General features: G+C 61.0%; 15 protein-coding genes. All 15 read left to right on the forward strand.

Annotation, left to right across the window (positions count from 1 at the left end; all coding sequences use genetic code 11):
* Window positions 1–60: 60 nt before the first annotated feature.
* The 15 genes from HF027_RS09895 (at window position 61) to glmU (ending at window position 14,111) form a co-directional block, all read left to right on the forward strand.
* A complete protein-coding gene (locus HF027_RS09895) occupies window positions 61–831 on the forward strand; it encodes a ParA family protein (protein ID WP_168015254.1) in 771 nt (256 codons plus the stop codon).
* A 126-nt stretch (window positions 832–957) separates the two neighbouring features.
* Window positions 958–1,887, forward strand: a complete 930-nt coding sequence (locus HF027_RS09900) for a ParB/RepB/Spo0J family partition protein (RefSeq protein WP_168015256.1) — start codon at window positions 958–960, stop codon at window positions 1,885–1,887.
* A 228-nt stretch (window positions 1,888–2,115) separates the two neighbouring features.
* Window positions 2,116–2,502 carry an ATP synthase subunit I gene (locus tag HF027_RS09905; protein WP_168015258.1) on the forward strand — a complete coding sequence of 129 codons (387 nt, stop codon included), beginning with the start codon at window positions 2,116–2,118 and terminating at the stop codon, window positions 2,500–2,502.
* A gap of 14 nt (window positions 2,503–2,516) precedes the next feature.
* Window positions 2,517–3,341: a F0F1 ATP synthase subunit A gene (gene atpB, locus HF027_RS09910; protein ID WP_168015260.1), complete on the forward strand. Its 825-nt coding sequence runs from the start codon at window positions 2,517–2,519 to the stop codon at window positions 3,339–3,341.
* 57 nt (window positions 3,342–3,398) lie between these two features.
* Window positions 3,399–3,626 carry a F0F1 ATP synthase subunit C gene (gene atpE / locus HF027_RS09915; protein WP_136254711.1) on the forward strand — a complete coding sequence of 76 codons (228 nt, stop codon included), beginning with the start codon at window positions 3,399–3,401 and terminating at the stop codon, window positions 3,624–3,626.
* 75 nt (window positions 3,627–3,701) lie between these two features.
* Entirely contained in the window at window positions 3,702–4,172 is a 471-nt protein-coding gene (locus HF027_RS09920; protein ID WP_168015262.1) for a F0F1 ATP synthase subunit B, read from the forward strand.
* Between the two features lie 11 nt (window positions 4,173–4,183).
* Entirely contained in the window at window positions 4,184–4,723 is a 540-nt protein-coding gene (locus HF027_RS09925) for a F0F1 ATP synthase subunit delta (protein WP_168015264.1), read from the forward strand.
* A 16-nt stretch (window positions 4,724–4,739) separates the two neighbouring features.
* The gene (atpA, locus tag HF027_RS09930) at window positions 4,740–6,284 is read left to right on the forward strand and encodes a F0F1 ATP synthase subunit alpha (protein ID WP_168015266.1); all 1,545 of its coding nucleotides are present in this window, start codon (window positions 4,740–4,742) and stop codon (window positions 6,282–6,284) included.
* A gap of 76 nt (window positions 6,285–6,360) precedes the next feature.
* Window positions 6,361–7,245, forward strand: coding sequence for a F0F1 ATP synthase subunit gamma (gene atpG, locus HF027_RS09935; protein ID WP_168015267.1), 885 nt, complete (start codon window positions 6,361–6,363; stop codon window positions 7,243–7,245).
* A gap of 81 nt (window positions 7,246–7,326) precedes the next feature.
* On the forward strand, window positions 7,327–8,703 hold the full coding sequence (gene atpD, locus HF027_RS09940) for a F0F1 ATP synthase subunit beta (protein WP_136254706.1): 1,377 nt from the start codon (window positions 7,327–7,329) through the stop codon (window positions 8,701–8,703).
* Window positions 8,704–8,742: 39 nt separating this feature from the next.
* Complete coding sequence (locus tag HF027_RS09945) at window positions 8,743–9,171, forward strand: F0F1 ATP synthase subunit epsilon (protein WP_168015268.1); 429 nt, start codon at window positions 8,743–8,745, stop codon at window positions 9,169–9,171.
* 144 nt (window positions 9,172–9,315) lie between these two features.
* Entirely contained in the window at window positions 9,316–10,689 is a 1,374-nt protein-coding gene (gene mgtE / locus HF027_RS09950; RefSeq protein WP_168015269.1) for a magnesium transporter, read from the forward strand.
* A 125-nt stretch (window positions 10,690–10,814) separates the two neighbouring features.
* On the forward strand, window positions 10,815–11,612 hold the full coding sequence (locus tag HF027_RS09955; protein WP_168015270.1) for an undecaprenyl-diphosphate phosphatase: 798 nt from the start codon (window positions 10,815–10,817) through the stop codon (window positions 11,610–11,612).
* A gap of 10 nt (window positions 11,613–11,622) precedes the next feature.
* Window positions 11,623–12,744 carry an FAD:protein FMN transferase gene (locus HF027_RS09960; RefSeq protein WP_168015271.1) on the forward strand — a complete coding sequence of 374 codons (1,122 nt, stop codon included), beginning with the start codon at window positions 11,623–11,625 and terminating at the stop codon, window positions 12,742–12,744.
* On the forward strand, window positions 12,744–14,111 hold the full coding sequence (gene glmU / locus HF027_RS09965) for a bifunctional UDP-N-acetylglucosamine diphosphorylase/glucosamine-1-phosphate N-acetyltransferase GlmU (protein WP_168015272.1): 1,368 nt from the start codon (window positions 12,744–12,746) through the stop codon (window positions 14,109–14,111). The genes HF027_RS09960 and glmU overlap by 1 nt, the downstream gene beginning before the upstream one ends.
* Window positions 14,112–14,232: the final 121 nt, after the last annotated feature.

Here is a 14,232-nt window from a genome sequence, read left to right on the forward strand (position 1 = left end):
AATGCGACCACCAAGGCTACCCCGGTTTTCAGGGAGCCGGACCCAGGAAGGATGCCGCTCGTGACCAAAATCATCGCCTTGACCAACCAGAAGGGTGGGGTGGGCAAGACCACCACGGCCGTTAATCTCGCCGCCAGCCTGGCGTCGCTCGACCGCCGCGTGTTGTTGGTCGACCTTGACCCGCAGGGCCATGCCACCATGGGCAGTGGTGTCGATAAGCACGAGCTTGATGGCAGCGTTCTTGATGTACTGCTGGGCGACAAGCGCGCCGCCGAGGTCATCCTGGACTGCCCCGATGCGGGCTTTGCCCTGTTGCCCGGCAACGGCGACCTGACCGCCGCTGAGGTCGCGCTGCTCGACCGTGATGAAGGCCGTGAACGTTGCCTGCAGAACGCCATCCAGAGCGTCGCGGGCGAATACGACGTGGTGCTGATCGACAGCCCGCCTTCGCTCAATATGCTGACCGTCAACGCGCTGACCGCCGCTCACGGCGTACTGATTCCACTACAGTGCGAGTTCTATGCCCTTGAAGGGCTATCGGCGTTGCTCGATACCGTCGAGCAGATTCAGGCAAGCGTTAATCCAAGCCTCGAGGTGCTGGGCATCGTGCGGACCATGTACGATGCGCGTAACAGCCTGACGCGCGACGTCAGCAAGCAGTTGACGGACTACTTCGGCGATGGCTTGCTCAAGACCACCATCCCCCGCAACGTGCGCGTCGCCGAGGCCCCAAGTCATGGCTTGCCGGTGACCAAGTATGCCCGCTTCTCGCGGGGCAGCCAGGCCTACCGGGTGCTTGCCAAGGAGCTGATCCGCCGTCAGCTGATCTAGCCCGTTGTCGAGTGGATCGCTGAGCAATCAGCGAGTTGGCGCTAGTGCATGGATGTGAAACCACGCCCGAGTGGCCATGGTGGTCGCAGGGGACTGAAATGTTGGATCGATTTCGAGGATTGCCAGATGACGCGTAAGCGAGCCCTGGGACGAGGCCTGGATGCCCTGATCGGTGCCGGCTCCCGCCATCGCTCCCTCCAGCCGGAGGAGACTCTTGAGGCTGTCGACGGCGAGGCTCTGGTGCCGATCGATGCAGCGGACGAATTCGCGCCCAAGGATCAGGAACGCCTCGAGCGCCTGCCGCTTGGGCAGCTGGTACGCGGCAAGTATCAGCCTCGTCGCGACATCCAGCCCGAGGCCCTGGAAGAACTGGCCGACTCGATCCGTGCCCAGGGGGTGATGCAGCCCATCGTGGTGCGCCCAATCGATGAGGATCGCTACGAGATCATCGCCGGTGAACGGCGCTGGCGGGCCGCTCAACTGGCCGAGCTCGATGTCATACCGGCGGTGATTCGTGAGGTCAGCGACCAGGTGGCCCTGGCGCTGGCGGTCATCGAGAACATCCAGCGCGAGAATCTCAATCCCGTCGAGGAGGCCATGGCCCTCAAGCGCCTGCAGGACGAGTTCGAACTGACTCAACAGCAGGTTGCCGATGCCGTGGGCAGGTCGCGTGCTCAGGTTGCCAATCTGATGCGCCTGCTGTCGCTGGACCCCGAGGTTCAGACGCTGCTCGAGCGTGGCGACCTGGACATGGGGCATGCCCGCGCTCTGCTCGCGCTTTCCGGCGCGGCGCAGCGCTCGGCAGCCCACGAGGTGGTCGACAAGGACCTGACGGTGCGAGCCACCGAGGCGCTGGTCAAGCAGCGCCTCGAGGGGGCGCCGGCCAAGCCCGAGAGCGAGCCTCGATCAACGGATGTGGTGCGCCTCGAGACTCAGCTGGGTGAATTGCTCGGTGCGCCGGTAAAGATCCAGCACGGGCGCAGCGGCAAGGGGCGCTTGACCATCCGCTACACAAGCCTTGATGAGCTGGACGGTATCTTGGGTCATATTCACTAGACCCAGATAGACATATATTCGGTTCATCTTCTTTTAGCAAGCTAACGTAGTTTACCGACGTTTAGCGGGCTATTGGTCGTAGTATTCGGCAATATCGTACAAAATCGGCTTGGCTTTGGTTGAAGCCGCCGAGGCCCTTCCCTATAATCGCGCCGGAGTTTGTCGTGTATATGCACGATGAAAATAGGTAAACGTTGGCGTGAGACGACGCGAGGCAGGGGATAACCGGTGGCAGCCAAACTCAAGCGACCACCCGTTGCACGCCTGCTGGTAGCACAGAGTCTCTTGCTTGTCGTAGTTAGTATGGGTGGCATGCTGGCCGCCGGGGTTGGCGGCAGTCTATCGGCATTGACCGGTAGTGGGGTGGCTCTGGTACCCAACGCTTATTTTGTCTGGCGTGCCTTCCGCTATTACCGCGCGCCTCATTCCCGGCAAATGGTCAATGGGTTTTATCGGGCCGCGGCCGGAAAGTTTGGTTTGACGGTGGCATTGTTCACGCTGGTATTCGTGCTAGTGCCACCCTCAAATCCCACTTTCTTCTTTGGCGCTTACGTGGCGACGCTGCTGGTGCATTGGCTGGGCCCCTGGCTCTTGCGTCAACCGTCGAACACCTGAAATCGAGGCAGAGTATGGCAGGCAATAACCCGACTCCTACGGAGTACATCCAGCACCACCTGCAAAACCTGACCTTCGGGCATCACCCGGAAAATGGTTGGTCGATGGCGCATTCCGCTCAGGAAGCCGCCGACATGGGGTTCTGGGCAATTCACGTCGATACCATGGGCTGGTCGATCGCCATGGGTGTCCTGTTTATCTGGCTGTTCCGCAAAGTCGGCAAAGCGGCGACTACCGGTGTCCCCGGCAAGTTACAAAGTGCCATCGAGATGGTCTTCGAATTCGTCGAGGGCACGGTCCAGGGCGCTTTCCATGGTAAAAATCCGCTGATCGCACCGTTGGCCTTGACGCTGTTTGTCTGGATATTCCTGATGAACTTGCTAAAGCTTGTGCCTGTGGACCTGGCCCCTGAGCTTTTTGCCAAGTTCGGCGTCGAGTACATGAAGCTCGTCCCCACCACGGACCCCAACGCCACCTTGGGCATGGCGCTTGGTGTGTTCTGTCTGATCATCTATTACAGCATCAAGGTCAAAGGGGCTGGCGGCTTCGTCAAAGAGCTGTCATTCACTCCGTTCAATCACTGGTCGCTGATTCCCTTTAACCTGGTAATGGAAATCATTGGTCTGTTGGTGAAGCCGCTCAGCCTCGGCCTTCGTCTCTTCGGCAACATGTTCGCTGGCGAGGTGATCTTCATCCTGATTGCCTTGTTGCCGTTCTGGGTCTCTTGGACGCTGAACGTACCCTGGGCCATATTTCACATTCTCGTTATCACGCTGCAGGCGTTCATCTTTACCGTGCTGACGGTGGTCTACCTGAACTCTGCCCACGAGCATCACTGAATCACGTATCATCCGATAAACCCTTAACCTTTATCTCAACTCGATAGGAGTATCACCATGGAACTCGTCTACATTGCTGCCGCTCTCATGATTGGCCTTGGCGCCCTCGGCACCGCTATCGGCTTCGCCCTGCTGGGTGGCAAGCTGCTCGAAACCACCGCTCGTCAACCAGAAATGGGTGATCACCTGCAGACCAAGACCTTCCTGATGGCAGGTCTGCTGGACGCCGTTCCGATGATCGGCGTGGGTATCGCGATGTACCTGATTTTCGTCGTCGCCGGCTAACAATTGGCATACCGAGCGCATTGCGCTCGGTTGGCTCGTTTCCGGTTGCCACGAATCTGTCAGAGGTACGCCCCTGTGAATATCAACATGACGCTTATCGGGCAAATGATTGCTTTCGCGATCTTTGTCTGGTTTTGCACAAAGTATGTGTGGCCGCCGATCAGCACTGCGCTCCATGAGCGTCAGAAGAAGATCGCCGATGGCCTGGACGCTGCCAGTCGCGCAACACGCGATCTCGAGGTGGCCCAAGAAGAGGCCAACAAGACGCTGCGTGAGAGCAAGGAACAGGCAGCAGAAATCCTGGAGCAGTCCCATAAGCGGTCCAGCCAGATGATCGAGGAAGCACGTGAGCAGGCACGCCAAGAAGGCGAGCGCATGATCACCACTGCCAAGTCCGAGATCGATCAGGAAGTGAACCGCGCACGGGAAGAACTGCGCTCTCAGGTGTCGCACCTGGCCGTTGTCGGTGCAGAGCGCATCCTGGAATCTTCGATCGACGAGAAGAAGCACCGTGAACTTGTCGACAAACTCGCCAAAGAGCTTTAAGGAGGTGATCCATGACGGGAACGTCTACCGTCGCACGTCCTTACGCTAAAGCGGCCTTCGAATACGCGCTTGGCAAATCGGCGCTCGAAGACTGGTCCGGGATGCTGGCAACGCTAGCGCAGATCGCCCAAGACGCTGACGTGCGTGAGCGCGTACTGAGCAATCCTCAGCTGACCAGCGCCCAGAAAGCGGATCTGCTCATTGATCTCTGCGGTGACGCCGTGAATGACGAGGTCGGCAATTTTCTGCGCCAAGTTGGCTCCAAGGGGCGCTTGGCGGCTCTGCCGGCTATCGCCGAGAAGTTCGAACTGCTCAAGGCCCAGCAAGAAAAACGCATGGACGTGAATATCGTCTCTGCGTTTGCGCTGGACGACGCCCAGCAGGAAAAGCTCGCGAGTGCACTGGCCAAGCGTCTGAACCGCGAAATCTCCATTACCACTCAGGTGGATTCCACTCTTATTGGAGGCGTCATCCTGCGCGCCGGCGACACCGTCATCGACGGGTCGGTGCGCGGTCGACTGAATCGCCTCCATGAGGCCCTTTCCGCCTGAGTCTGAGGGACACGGCATGCAGCAACTGAATCCTTCCGAGATCAGCGACATCATCAAGCAGCGTATCGAAAAGCTGGATGTCGCATCTGAAGCCCGTAACGAGGGCACCATCGTCAGCGTGTCTGACGGTATCGTGAAGATCCACGGTCTTGCCGACGCGATGTTCGGCGAGATGATCGAATTCCCCGGCGGCATCTACGGCATGACGCTGAACCTTGAGCGCGATAGCGTCGGCGCCGTCGTGCTTGGCGACTATCAGCACCTCGAAGAGGGCATGACCGCTCAATGTACCGGTCGCGTTCTCGAAGTGCCGGTAGGCCGGGAACTGATCGGCCGCGTGGTCGATGCGCTGGGTAACCCCATCGACGGCAAGGGCGACATCAACGCCGAGATGACCGATGCGGTAGAAAAGGTCGCGCCGGGCGTTATCACCCGTCAGTCCGTCGACGAGCCGATCCAGACCGGTCTCAAGTCGATTGACGCCATGGTGCCGATCGGTCGTGGTCAGCGTGAGTTGATCATCGGCGACCGTCAGATCGGTAAGTCGGCGATCGCCATCGACGCGATCATCAACCAGAAAGGCAAGGGCATCACCTGCGTCTACGTGGCCATCGGTCAGAAGCAGTCGACCATTGCCAACGTGGTACGCAAGCTCGAAGAGCACGGTGCCATGGAACATACCATCGTGGTAGCTGCCGGCGCCGCCGATCCAGCCCCGATGCAGTTCCTCGCCGCCTACTCTGGTTGCACCATGGGCGAATACTTCCGCGACCGTGGCGAAGACGCAATGATCGTCTACGACGATCTGTCCAAGCAGGCCGTGGCCTACCGCCAGACGTCGCTGCTGCTGCGTCGTCCGCCGGGCCGTGAAGCCTTCCCGGGTGACGTCTTCTATCTCCACTCCCGTCTGCTCGAGCGCGCCGCGCGCGTCAATGCCGACTACGTGGAGAAGTTCACCAACGGTGAAGTCAAGGGCAAGACCGGCTCGCTGACCGCGCTGCCGATCATCGAGACCCAGGGCGGCGACGTCTCGGCGTTCGTTCCGACCAACGTGATCTCCATCACCGATGGTCAGATCTTCCTCGAGACCAACCTGTTCAACTCCGGTATTCGTCCGGCGATCAACGCGGGCCTGTCGGTATCGCGTGTCGGTGGCTCGGCCCAGACCAAGATCGTCAAGAAGCTTGGCGGTAGCGTGCGTCTGGCACTGGCTCAGTACCGTGAGCTGGCGGCGTTCTCGCAGTTCGCCTCCGATCTCGACGAAGCGACCCGCAAGCAGCTCGAGCACGGTCAGCGTGTGACCGAGCTGATGAAGCAGAAACAGTACTCGCCGATGTCAGTTGCCGAGATGGCGCTTACCTTGTATGCCGCCAACGAAGGTTTCCTTGACGATGTCGACGTCAACAAGGTGCTCGACTTCGAGCATGCGCTGCATGCCTACATGAAGGATGAGCACGGCGATCTGCTCGACAAGATCAATGCCAGCGGCGACTACAACGACGAGATCAAGTCAGGCCTCAAGGCTGGTCTCGAGAAGTTCAAGGCGACTCAGAGCTGGTGATTTCCCGGCCCGGTCAGGGCGTGTCCCGGCCGGGCCACGGATGTTTCTGAGGGCCACGAACGAAAGGTAGATCGCTATGGCAGCTGGAAAAGAGATACGCACCCAGATCGGGAGCATCAAGAATACGCAGAAGATCACCAGCGCCATGGAAATGGTCGCTGCGTCGAAGATGCGTAAAGCTCAGGAGCGCATGTCGGCCAGTCAGCCGTATGCGCGCCAGATCCGCAATGTCGTTGGCCATATCGCCAACGCCAACCCCGAGTATCGCCATGACTACATGGTCGAGCGCGAGGTCAAGCGGGTTGGTTACATCGTGGTCTCCACTGACCGCGGCCTGTGCGGTGGCCTGAACGCTAACCTGTTCAAGGCCGTGCTCAAGGATGCCAAGGCGTGGCAGGACAAGGGCGTTGAGCTCGACTTCTGTGCGCTGGGCGCCAAGGCCAGCGGCTTCTTCCGTAAATACGGTGGACGCCTGGTGTCAGCATCGAGTGGTATGGGCGAAGCCCCCGAGATTGAAGATCTGATCGGCAGCGTCAAGGTGATGCTGGAAGCCTACGATGCGGGCCAGCTCGACCGGCTATATGTGGTGAACAATCAGTTTGTCAACACCATGACCCAAAAGCCGGCCGTGCGGCAGCTGCTGCCGTTGTCTCCCGATATGGGTGCCGACAACTCACAAGACGAAGAACACAGCCGTCCCGCAAACTGGGACTACCTGTATGAGCCGGATGCCAAGGTGTTGCTGGACCGGCTGCTGGTGCGCTTTATCGAGTCCCAGGTCTATCAGGGCGTGGTCGAGAACGCGGCCTGTGAACAGGCCGCGCGGATGATCGCGATGAAGAGTGCCACCGACAATGCCGGCGACCTGATCGACGAGCTTCAACTGGTGTACAACAAGGCCCGTCAGGCCGCGATTACCCAGGAAATCTCCGAGATCGTTGGCGGCGCGGCAGCCGTATAGCGCCACTGGGCCGGGCCGTCGCACGGCGACTGGCCGCCCAGGCACACAGGTTTCATTTGCAGGTATCTAAGAGGAACCAAGATGAGCGGACGTATCGTACAGATCATCGGCGCGGTGATTGACGTAGAGTTTCCGCGGGACGCAGTTCCCAAGGTCTACGACGCGCTGAATGTCTCGCAGAGCGAGACCGTACTCGAGGTCCAGCAGCAGCTGGGCGACGGCGTGGTTCGCACCATCGCCATGGGCTCCACCGAAGGCCTCAAGCGGGGCACCGAGGTCGAGAACACCGGTGCAGCCATCTCCGTGCCGGTCGGCAAGGAAACGCTGGGCCGTATCATGAACGTGCTCGGTCAGCCGATCGACGAAGCCGGTGACATCGGCGAGCAGGAACGCATGCCGATCCACCGCAAGGCCCCGGGCTATGCGGATCAGGCAGCGACCAGTGAACTGCTCGAGACCGGCATCAAGGTCATCGACCTGGTCTGCCCGTTCGCCAAGGGCGGCAAGGTTGGCCTGTTCGGTGGCGCCGGCGTCGGCAAGACCGTCAACATGATGGAGCTGATTCGCAACATCGCCACCGAGCACAGCGGTTACTCCGTGTTCGCCGGCGTGGGCGAGCGTACCCGTGAGGGTAACGACTTCTATCATGAGATGACCGAATCCAACGTTATCGACAAGGTATCGCTGGTCTACGGTCAGATGAACGAGCCGCCCGGAAACCGCCTGCGTGTGGCCCTGACCGGCCTGACCATCGCCGAGAAGTTCCGCGATGAAGGGCGTGACGTGCTGTTGTTCGTCGACAACATCTACCGTTACACCCTGGCCGGCACCGAGGTGTCTGCACTGCTGGGTCGTATGCCGTCGGCAGTAGGCTATCAGCCGACCCTGGCCGAGGAGATGGGTGTTCTGCAGGAGCGCATCACCTCCACCAAGGATGGCTCTATCACGTCCGTTCAGGCCGTCTACGTGCCCGCGGATGACTTGACCGACCCGTCGCCGGCCACCACTTTCTCGCACCTTGATGCGACCGTGGTACTGGCACGCTCGATCGCCGAGCTGGGTATCTACCCGGCCATCGATCCGCTCGATTCCACCTCGCGTCAGCTTGATCCGCTGGTGGTGGGTGATGAGCACTACGACACGGCTCGCCGTGTGCAGGGTGTGCTGCAGCGCTACAAGGAGCTCAAGGACATCATCGCGATCCTGGGCATGGATGAGCTGTCTGACGAAGACAAGCTGGCCGTGAACCGGGCGCGTAAGATCCAGCGCTTCCTGTCGCAGCCGTTCTTCGTGGCCGAGGTGTTTACCGGTTCGCCGGGTAAATACGTGTCCCTCAAGGAAACCATCCGTGGCTTCCAGGGTATCCTCAATGGCGATTACGACGAGCTGCCGGAGCAGGCCTTCTACATGGTTGGTACCATCGACGAAGCCGTCGAGAAAGCCAACTCCATGAAGTAAGGTCGTCCACCCTACGGGAGCCCCAGAGGGGACATAGCTATGGCGAAAAGCTTCAAGTGCGAGATCGTCAGCGCCGAGGCTTCGATCTTTTCCGGAGTCGTCGAGCAGGTGATTGCGGCGGGCGTGATGGGTGACCTGGGAATTCTCCCGGGGCACACTCAGCTGCTTACCGAGCTCTCGCCGGGCCCGGTGCGGGTCATTCACGACGGTGGTAAGGAAGAACATTACTACGTCACGGGCGGCTTCCTCGAAGTCCAGCCAGAAATCGTGACCATTCTTGCTGACACCGCCGTGCGCGCCGACGATCTGGATGAGGCGGCTGCCGAAGAGGCCCGCCAGCATGCACTGAGGGAACTCAACGACAGCAACGCTGACCTTGATTACACGCGCGCTTCATCAGAGCTCGCCGAGGCCGTTGCCCAGTTGCGGACCATTCAGCAATTGCGCAAGAAGGCCGGCAGGGGGTAAGCCTTACCCTTGGCCGTCCGCGACGCCCCTTGAACCCAAGGTTCAAGGGGCGTTTTTGTGTCGATACCGGCCGTTTTGTCACAGCCTTCGCGGTATCGTCGAGCAGCGGGCCAGAAGAGATTGAATCGGAGTCAGGAGAATGCCATGGCAATGACAGACAGCCTGCAGTCTGACAAGTCGCTGCTCGAGGCTGCCTTGGCGCAGAACGACCGGGCCGGCATTGAGGGCCTGCTTGGCAAGCGGCGTTCCGCCGATGTCGCCGAGCTGCTTGAGGAGTTCGTCGAGGAGGACGATGACGAGGCAGCGGCAATTGCACTGCTTGAATCACTGTCGCCTGAGCGGAGTGGTAATGTCTTTAGCTACCTGCGAGACGAGACACAGCAGCGGCTCGCCGTCGGCATGGCCGACCAGCCCCTTGTAACGCTGCTTGAAGAGATGGGCTCGGACGAGCGTGCCGACTTCTTCAACCTGGTCAGCGAGGACCGTCGAGAGGACCTGCTGCGTCGTATGGCCCGACACGAGCGCGAAGAGGTCCTGCTGCTGGCGAGCTACGAGAAAGGGTCTGCCGGGGCATTGATGACCGCCGACTATGTGGCGATTCCGGTGGGCCTGAGTGTTTCCCAGGCAATGATGCGGGTACGCCAGACGGCCCCGGATGCCGAGACCGTCTACCAGGTCTATATCATTGATGGTGTCGGCCGGCTCAAAGGCACGTTGTCGCTGCGTCAGTTGATCGTGGCACGTCCTGGGGCGGCGGTGGCCGAGCTGATGATTCAGAATGTTATCCACACCCGGGTGGATGCCGAGCAGGAAGATGTAGCCAAGCTGGTGGCCCGTTATGATCTCCTGGCGGTGCCGGTGGTCGATGATGCCGAGCGTCTGGTGGGCATCGTCACCCATGATGATGCCCTGGACGTGGTCGAGGCCGAGGCTACTGAAGATATCCACAAGGGGATGTCGATCGGCCAGCTCGAGACCGGTGTCAGCCGGGTGCCGCTCTGGAGCCTGTATCGCAAGCGCATCGTCTGGCTGGTGCTGCTGGTGTTCGGCAACCTCTTTTCGGGGGCCGGTATCGCTTTCTTCGAGGACACCATCGCCGCTCAGGTGGCGCTGGTGTTCTTCCTGCCGTTGTTGATCGGCAGCGGCGGCAATGCCGGTGCCCAGGCCGCTACCCTGACCGTGCGCGGCATGGCCACCGGTGATGTCGGGGTGCGCGACTGGGGCAAGCTGATGGGGCGCGAGCTCTTGGTGGCAGGGGCCCTGGGCCTGACCATGGCGCTTGCCGTGGCGCCGATCGGCCTGGCTCGCGGTGGCGACACGGTGGCCATCGTGGTAGCGGTGAGCATGATCACCATCGTGCTGTTCGGCAGCCTGCTTGGCATGTGCCTGCCCTTCCTGCTCGACCGCCTCGGCTGGGACCCGGCTACCGCCTCGGCGCCGCTGGTGACCACGGTGATCGATGCCTGTGGCGTGGTGATTTACTTCGGCATCGCCCGTCATCTGCTAGCGCTCGGCTAGGAACCTGGCGGTATCAGTGTAAGGGCCGAGGACAAGCGCGACCGTGACGTGTATCCTCAGGTCCCACTTGTTGTCAGGCGCAGGGGGCGCCTGGCTCGATTACTTTCTTGGCGACAGTGAACAGCATGGATTGGCTACAGGTCATCGTTCTGGCCCTGGTGCAGGGCATCTCCGAATTCTTGCCGGTGTCGAGTTCGGCCCATCTGGTGCTGGTACCGGTACTCACCGACTGGCCCGATCAGGGCCTGGCCTTCGACGTGGCCCTGCATGTCGGCAGTCTCTCGGCGGTGGTGCTCTATTTCCGCCGCGATCTGGTGAAGATGGTGACGAGCTTCAGTGGCTCATTGGTGGGACGCGGCCAGGACAAGAACTCGCGGCTCGCCTGGTGGGTGATTCTTGCCACTATTCCGGTCGGTCTGGTGGGGCTCGCCTGCAAGGATCTGATCGAGGAAAACCTACGCTCGGCAGTGCTGATCGGCGCCAGCCTGGCCGCTTTCGGGCTGCTGCTGGGCTGGGCGGATTTCCGCCATCGGGGCAGTCTCAGCGAATTCGAGCTTACCTGGAAGGATGCCCTGCTGATTGGCCTCGCCCAGGCCCTGGCGCTGATTCCGGGTACCTCTCGCTCGGGCATTACCATGACCGCGGCATTGATGCTCGGTCTGAGCCGCGAGGCATCGGCGCGCTTTTCCTTCCTGACGTCTATTCCTGTCATCATTCTGGCTGGTGGTCTCAAGACGCTGGACCTTCTCGAATCCCCGATGCCCGTGGACTGGGCGGCGTTGGCCGGTGGCACCTTGCTCTCCGGGATCAGTGCCTACCTGTGCATCCATTACTTCCTGATCTTCATCCATCGTATCGGCATGCAGCCCTTCGTGATCTATCGCGTGGTCCTGGGGCTGTGGCTCTTATGGTTCTTCTGGTAGGACAGCGATCATGTCTCGACGCCTTCCCCTGTTCGCGGTTTGCGTGCTGCTTCTCGCGACACTATTGAGTGGCTGTCGCGAGCCGCTCCGAGAGGCCCCCATTACCCTCAAGGGGCCCATATTTGGCACCTACTACCAGGTGATTATGGCCGAGCCGATGAGGCGCGACGAAGTCGCAGACATCGAAGCCGGTATACTCGATGAACTCGAGGCGGTCGATGCCTCGATGTCGACCTATCGCGAAGCGTCAGAACTCTCGGCGTTCAATCGTTCCCCGGTTGGTGAGTGGCAGCGTCTTTCGCCCGATCTGATGCAGGTGCTACAGCTTAGCCAGCAGGTGTCGCGGGCGAGCAACGGCGCCTTTGATATCACCGTGGGCGGGCTCGTGAATCTGTGGAGTTTTGGCCCCGAGGCGCGTCCCGAATCGGTACCTCCCAAGGATCAGCTCGAGGAACGCCTGGCCCAGATCGGCCCCGACAAGGTCGAGCTTGATACGCAGGCCGGACGGGCCCGACGCCTGAGCGATGTCTATGTGGACCTCTCGGCGGTGGCCAAGGGGTTTGGCGTCGACCAGGTCGCGGACTACCTCGAGGCGCAGGGCATCGAGAATTTCCTGGTTGATATCGGGGGAGAACTGGTGCTGCGTGGCCATCGTGACGCCGAGGCGGAGCCGTGGCGGGTGGGCGTCGAGGCGCCGAACGAACGCCGTCAGGTAGCGCAGTACGTGCTGGCCCTGACCAATCTCGCTGTTGCCACCTCCGGCGATTATCGCAACTACTTTGAAGAGAACGGGCAACGCTATTCGCATACGATCGATCCGCGCAGCGGTCGACCGGTCGAGCATGCGCTGGCCTCGGTGACGTTACTGAGCGACTCCGCCGCCGCTGCCGATGCCTGGGCCACTGCGCTTAGCGTGCTTGGCCCCCAAGCGGCACTGAACACCGCGCGCCGTGAAGGCCTCGCGGTGCTGACGCTTGAGCGTGACGGCGAGGGCTGGGTGAGTCGGGTGAGCCCGGCCTTCGCCGAGCGGGTCGGTGATGCCGCCCTCGATAAGCTGGGTATTCCGCGACCGGGCAAGGCCCCGGTCCAAGACGCTGTTCAAGACGCGGTTCAAGACAACAAGGAGACATGATGACACTCGATGTGGTGATTCTCGCCGCTGGTCAGGGAACGCGGATGCGTTCCCGCAAGCCCAAGGTCCTGCATACGCTGGCAGGCAAGCCGATGGTGCGTCATGTGATCGACACCGCCTCGGGCCTTGGCGCCGACAAGCTGCACCTGGTGATCGGCCACGGTGGCGATGCCATGCGCCAGACACTGGGTGATACCGGCGTGCATTTCGCGGTGCAGGAAGAGCAGCTGGGTACCGGTCATGCCGTCGCTCAGACACTCGATCAGCTTGGCCACGACAAGGTCCTGGTGCTTTATGGCGATGTGCCGTTGATTCGTCGCGAGACACTGAGATCTTTGCTCGAGCAGGTCGATGAAGAGCACATGGGGCTTCTCAGTGTGACTCTCGAGGACCCCAAGGGCTATGGTCGCATTCTGCGTAACCCAGACGGCCAGGTGACAGCCATCGTCGAGCATAAGGATGCGAGTGAGGCTGAGCGTGCGGTCAAGGAATGCAACACCGGCATCATGGCCATGACCGCTGCCCAGCTGAAACGTTGGTTGCCACAGTTGTCGGACGATAATCAGCAAGGTGAATACTACCTGACCGACGTGATTGCCATGGCGGCTGCAGAGGGTGTAGGGATTGTCACCGCTCAGCCCGCTGAACCGGTCGAGGTCGAAGGGGTCAACAACCGCCTGCAGCTGGCGCGCCTCGAGCGAGCTTATCAGCAGCGCGTTGCCGAGCGTCTGATGGCCGAGGGCGTGGCCCTTGCCGACCCGGCACGGATCGATGTGCGCGGTACGCTGACCTGCGGCCGTGATGTCGAGATCGATGTAGGCTGCGTCTTTGAGGGCGATGTGGAACTCGGCGAGGGCGTGCGTATTGGCCCCTATTGCGTGATCCGTGACAGTCATCTCGGCGCCGAGACGGTGGTCGACTCGCATAGTGTGATCGATCAGGCGGTGGCTGCGGGCCATAACCGGATCGGCCCCTTCGCCCGGCTGCGGCCCGGTACCCAGCTGGCCATCCGCGCCAAGGTCGGCAACTTCGTCGAGACCAAGAATGCCCGGGTCGGCGAGGGCAGCAAGATCAACCACCTGAGCTATGTCGGCGATGCGCGGCTGGGTCAGGAGGTCAACGTGGGTGCCGGCACCATCACCTGCAACTACGATGGGGTGAACAAGCATCGTACCGAGATCGGCGATGGGGCCTTCATCGGCTCCAACACCGCCCTGGTGGCACCCGTCAGTGTCGGTGCAGGTGCCATCATTGGGGCCGGCTCGACCATCAGCAAGGACGTTAACGACAATGCGCTGGCCGTGTCTCGGGCGCGTCAGATCAGTAAGGCCGACTGGCCACGCCCGACCAAGATCGTCAGGGACTGACGGCTCATCAACTAACATGAATGTATCCGATCCGGGGCATGAGATATCGCTCAGCATGCCCGGGTCGCTACGACGGCTCGACATGACGGTCCGGCCGTCGGCACGTACATAAGGAGAACGG

Source organism: Halomonas salinarum (assembly GCF_012062845.1).
GTDB classification, from domain to species: domain Bacteria; phylum Pseudomonadota; class Gammaproteobacteria; order Pseudomonadales; family Halomonadaceae; genus Onishia; species Onishia salinarum.

Excerpts from the sequence above, each read along its gene's own strand:
- HF027_RS09925 (WP_168015264.1), top strand. The coding sequence starts at position 4,184 with ATGACGGGAACGTCTACCGTCGCACGTCCTTACGCTAAAGCGGCCTTC.
- atpE (WP_136254711.1), top strand. The coding sequence starts at position 3,399 with ATGGAACTCGTCTACATTGCTGCCGCTCTCATGATTGGCCTTGGCGCC.
- atpG (WP_168015267.1), top strand. The coding sequence starts at position 6,361 with ATGGCAGCTGGAAAAGAGATACGCACCCAGATCGGGAGCATCAAGAAT.
- HF027_RS09900 (WP_168015256.1), top strand. The coding sequence starts at position 958 with ATGACGCGTAAGCGAGCCCTGGGACGAGGCCTGGATGCCCTGATCGGT.
- HF027_RS09960 (WP_168015271.1), top strand. The coding sequence starts at position 11,623 with ATGTCTCGACGCCTTCCCCTGTTCGCGGTTTGCGTGCTGCTTCTCGCG.
- atpB (WP_168015260.1), top strand. The coding sequence starts at position 2,517 with ATGGCAGGCAATAACCCGACTCCTACGGAGTACATCCAGCACCACCTG.
- atpA (WP_168015266.1), top strand. The coding sequence starts at position 4,740 with ATGCAGCAACTGAATCCTTCCGAGATCAGCGACATCATCAAGCAGCGT.
- glmU (WP_168015272.1), top strand. The coding sequence starts at position 12,744 with ATGACACTCGATGTGGTGATTCTCGCCGCTGGTCAGGGAACGCGGATG.
- HF027_RS09955 (WP_168015270.1), top strand. The coding sequence starts at position 10,815 with ATGGATTGGCTACAGGTCATCGTTCTGGCCCTGGTGCAGGGCATCTCC.
- atpD (WP_136254706.1), top strand. The coding sequence starts at position 7,327 with ATGAGCGGACGTATCGTACAGATCATCGGCGCGGTGATTGACGTAGAG.
- mgtE (WP_168015269.1), top strand. The coding sequence starts at position 9,316 with ATGGCAATGACAGACAGCCTGCAGTCTGACAAGTCGCTGCTCGAGGCT.
- HF027_RS09945 (WP_168015268.1), top strand. The coding sequence starts at position 8,743 with ATGGCGAAAAGCTTCAAGTGCGAGATCGTCAGCGCCGAGGCTTCGATC.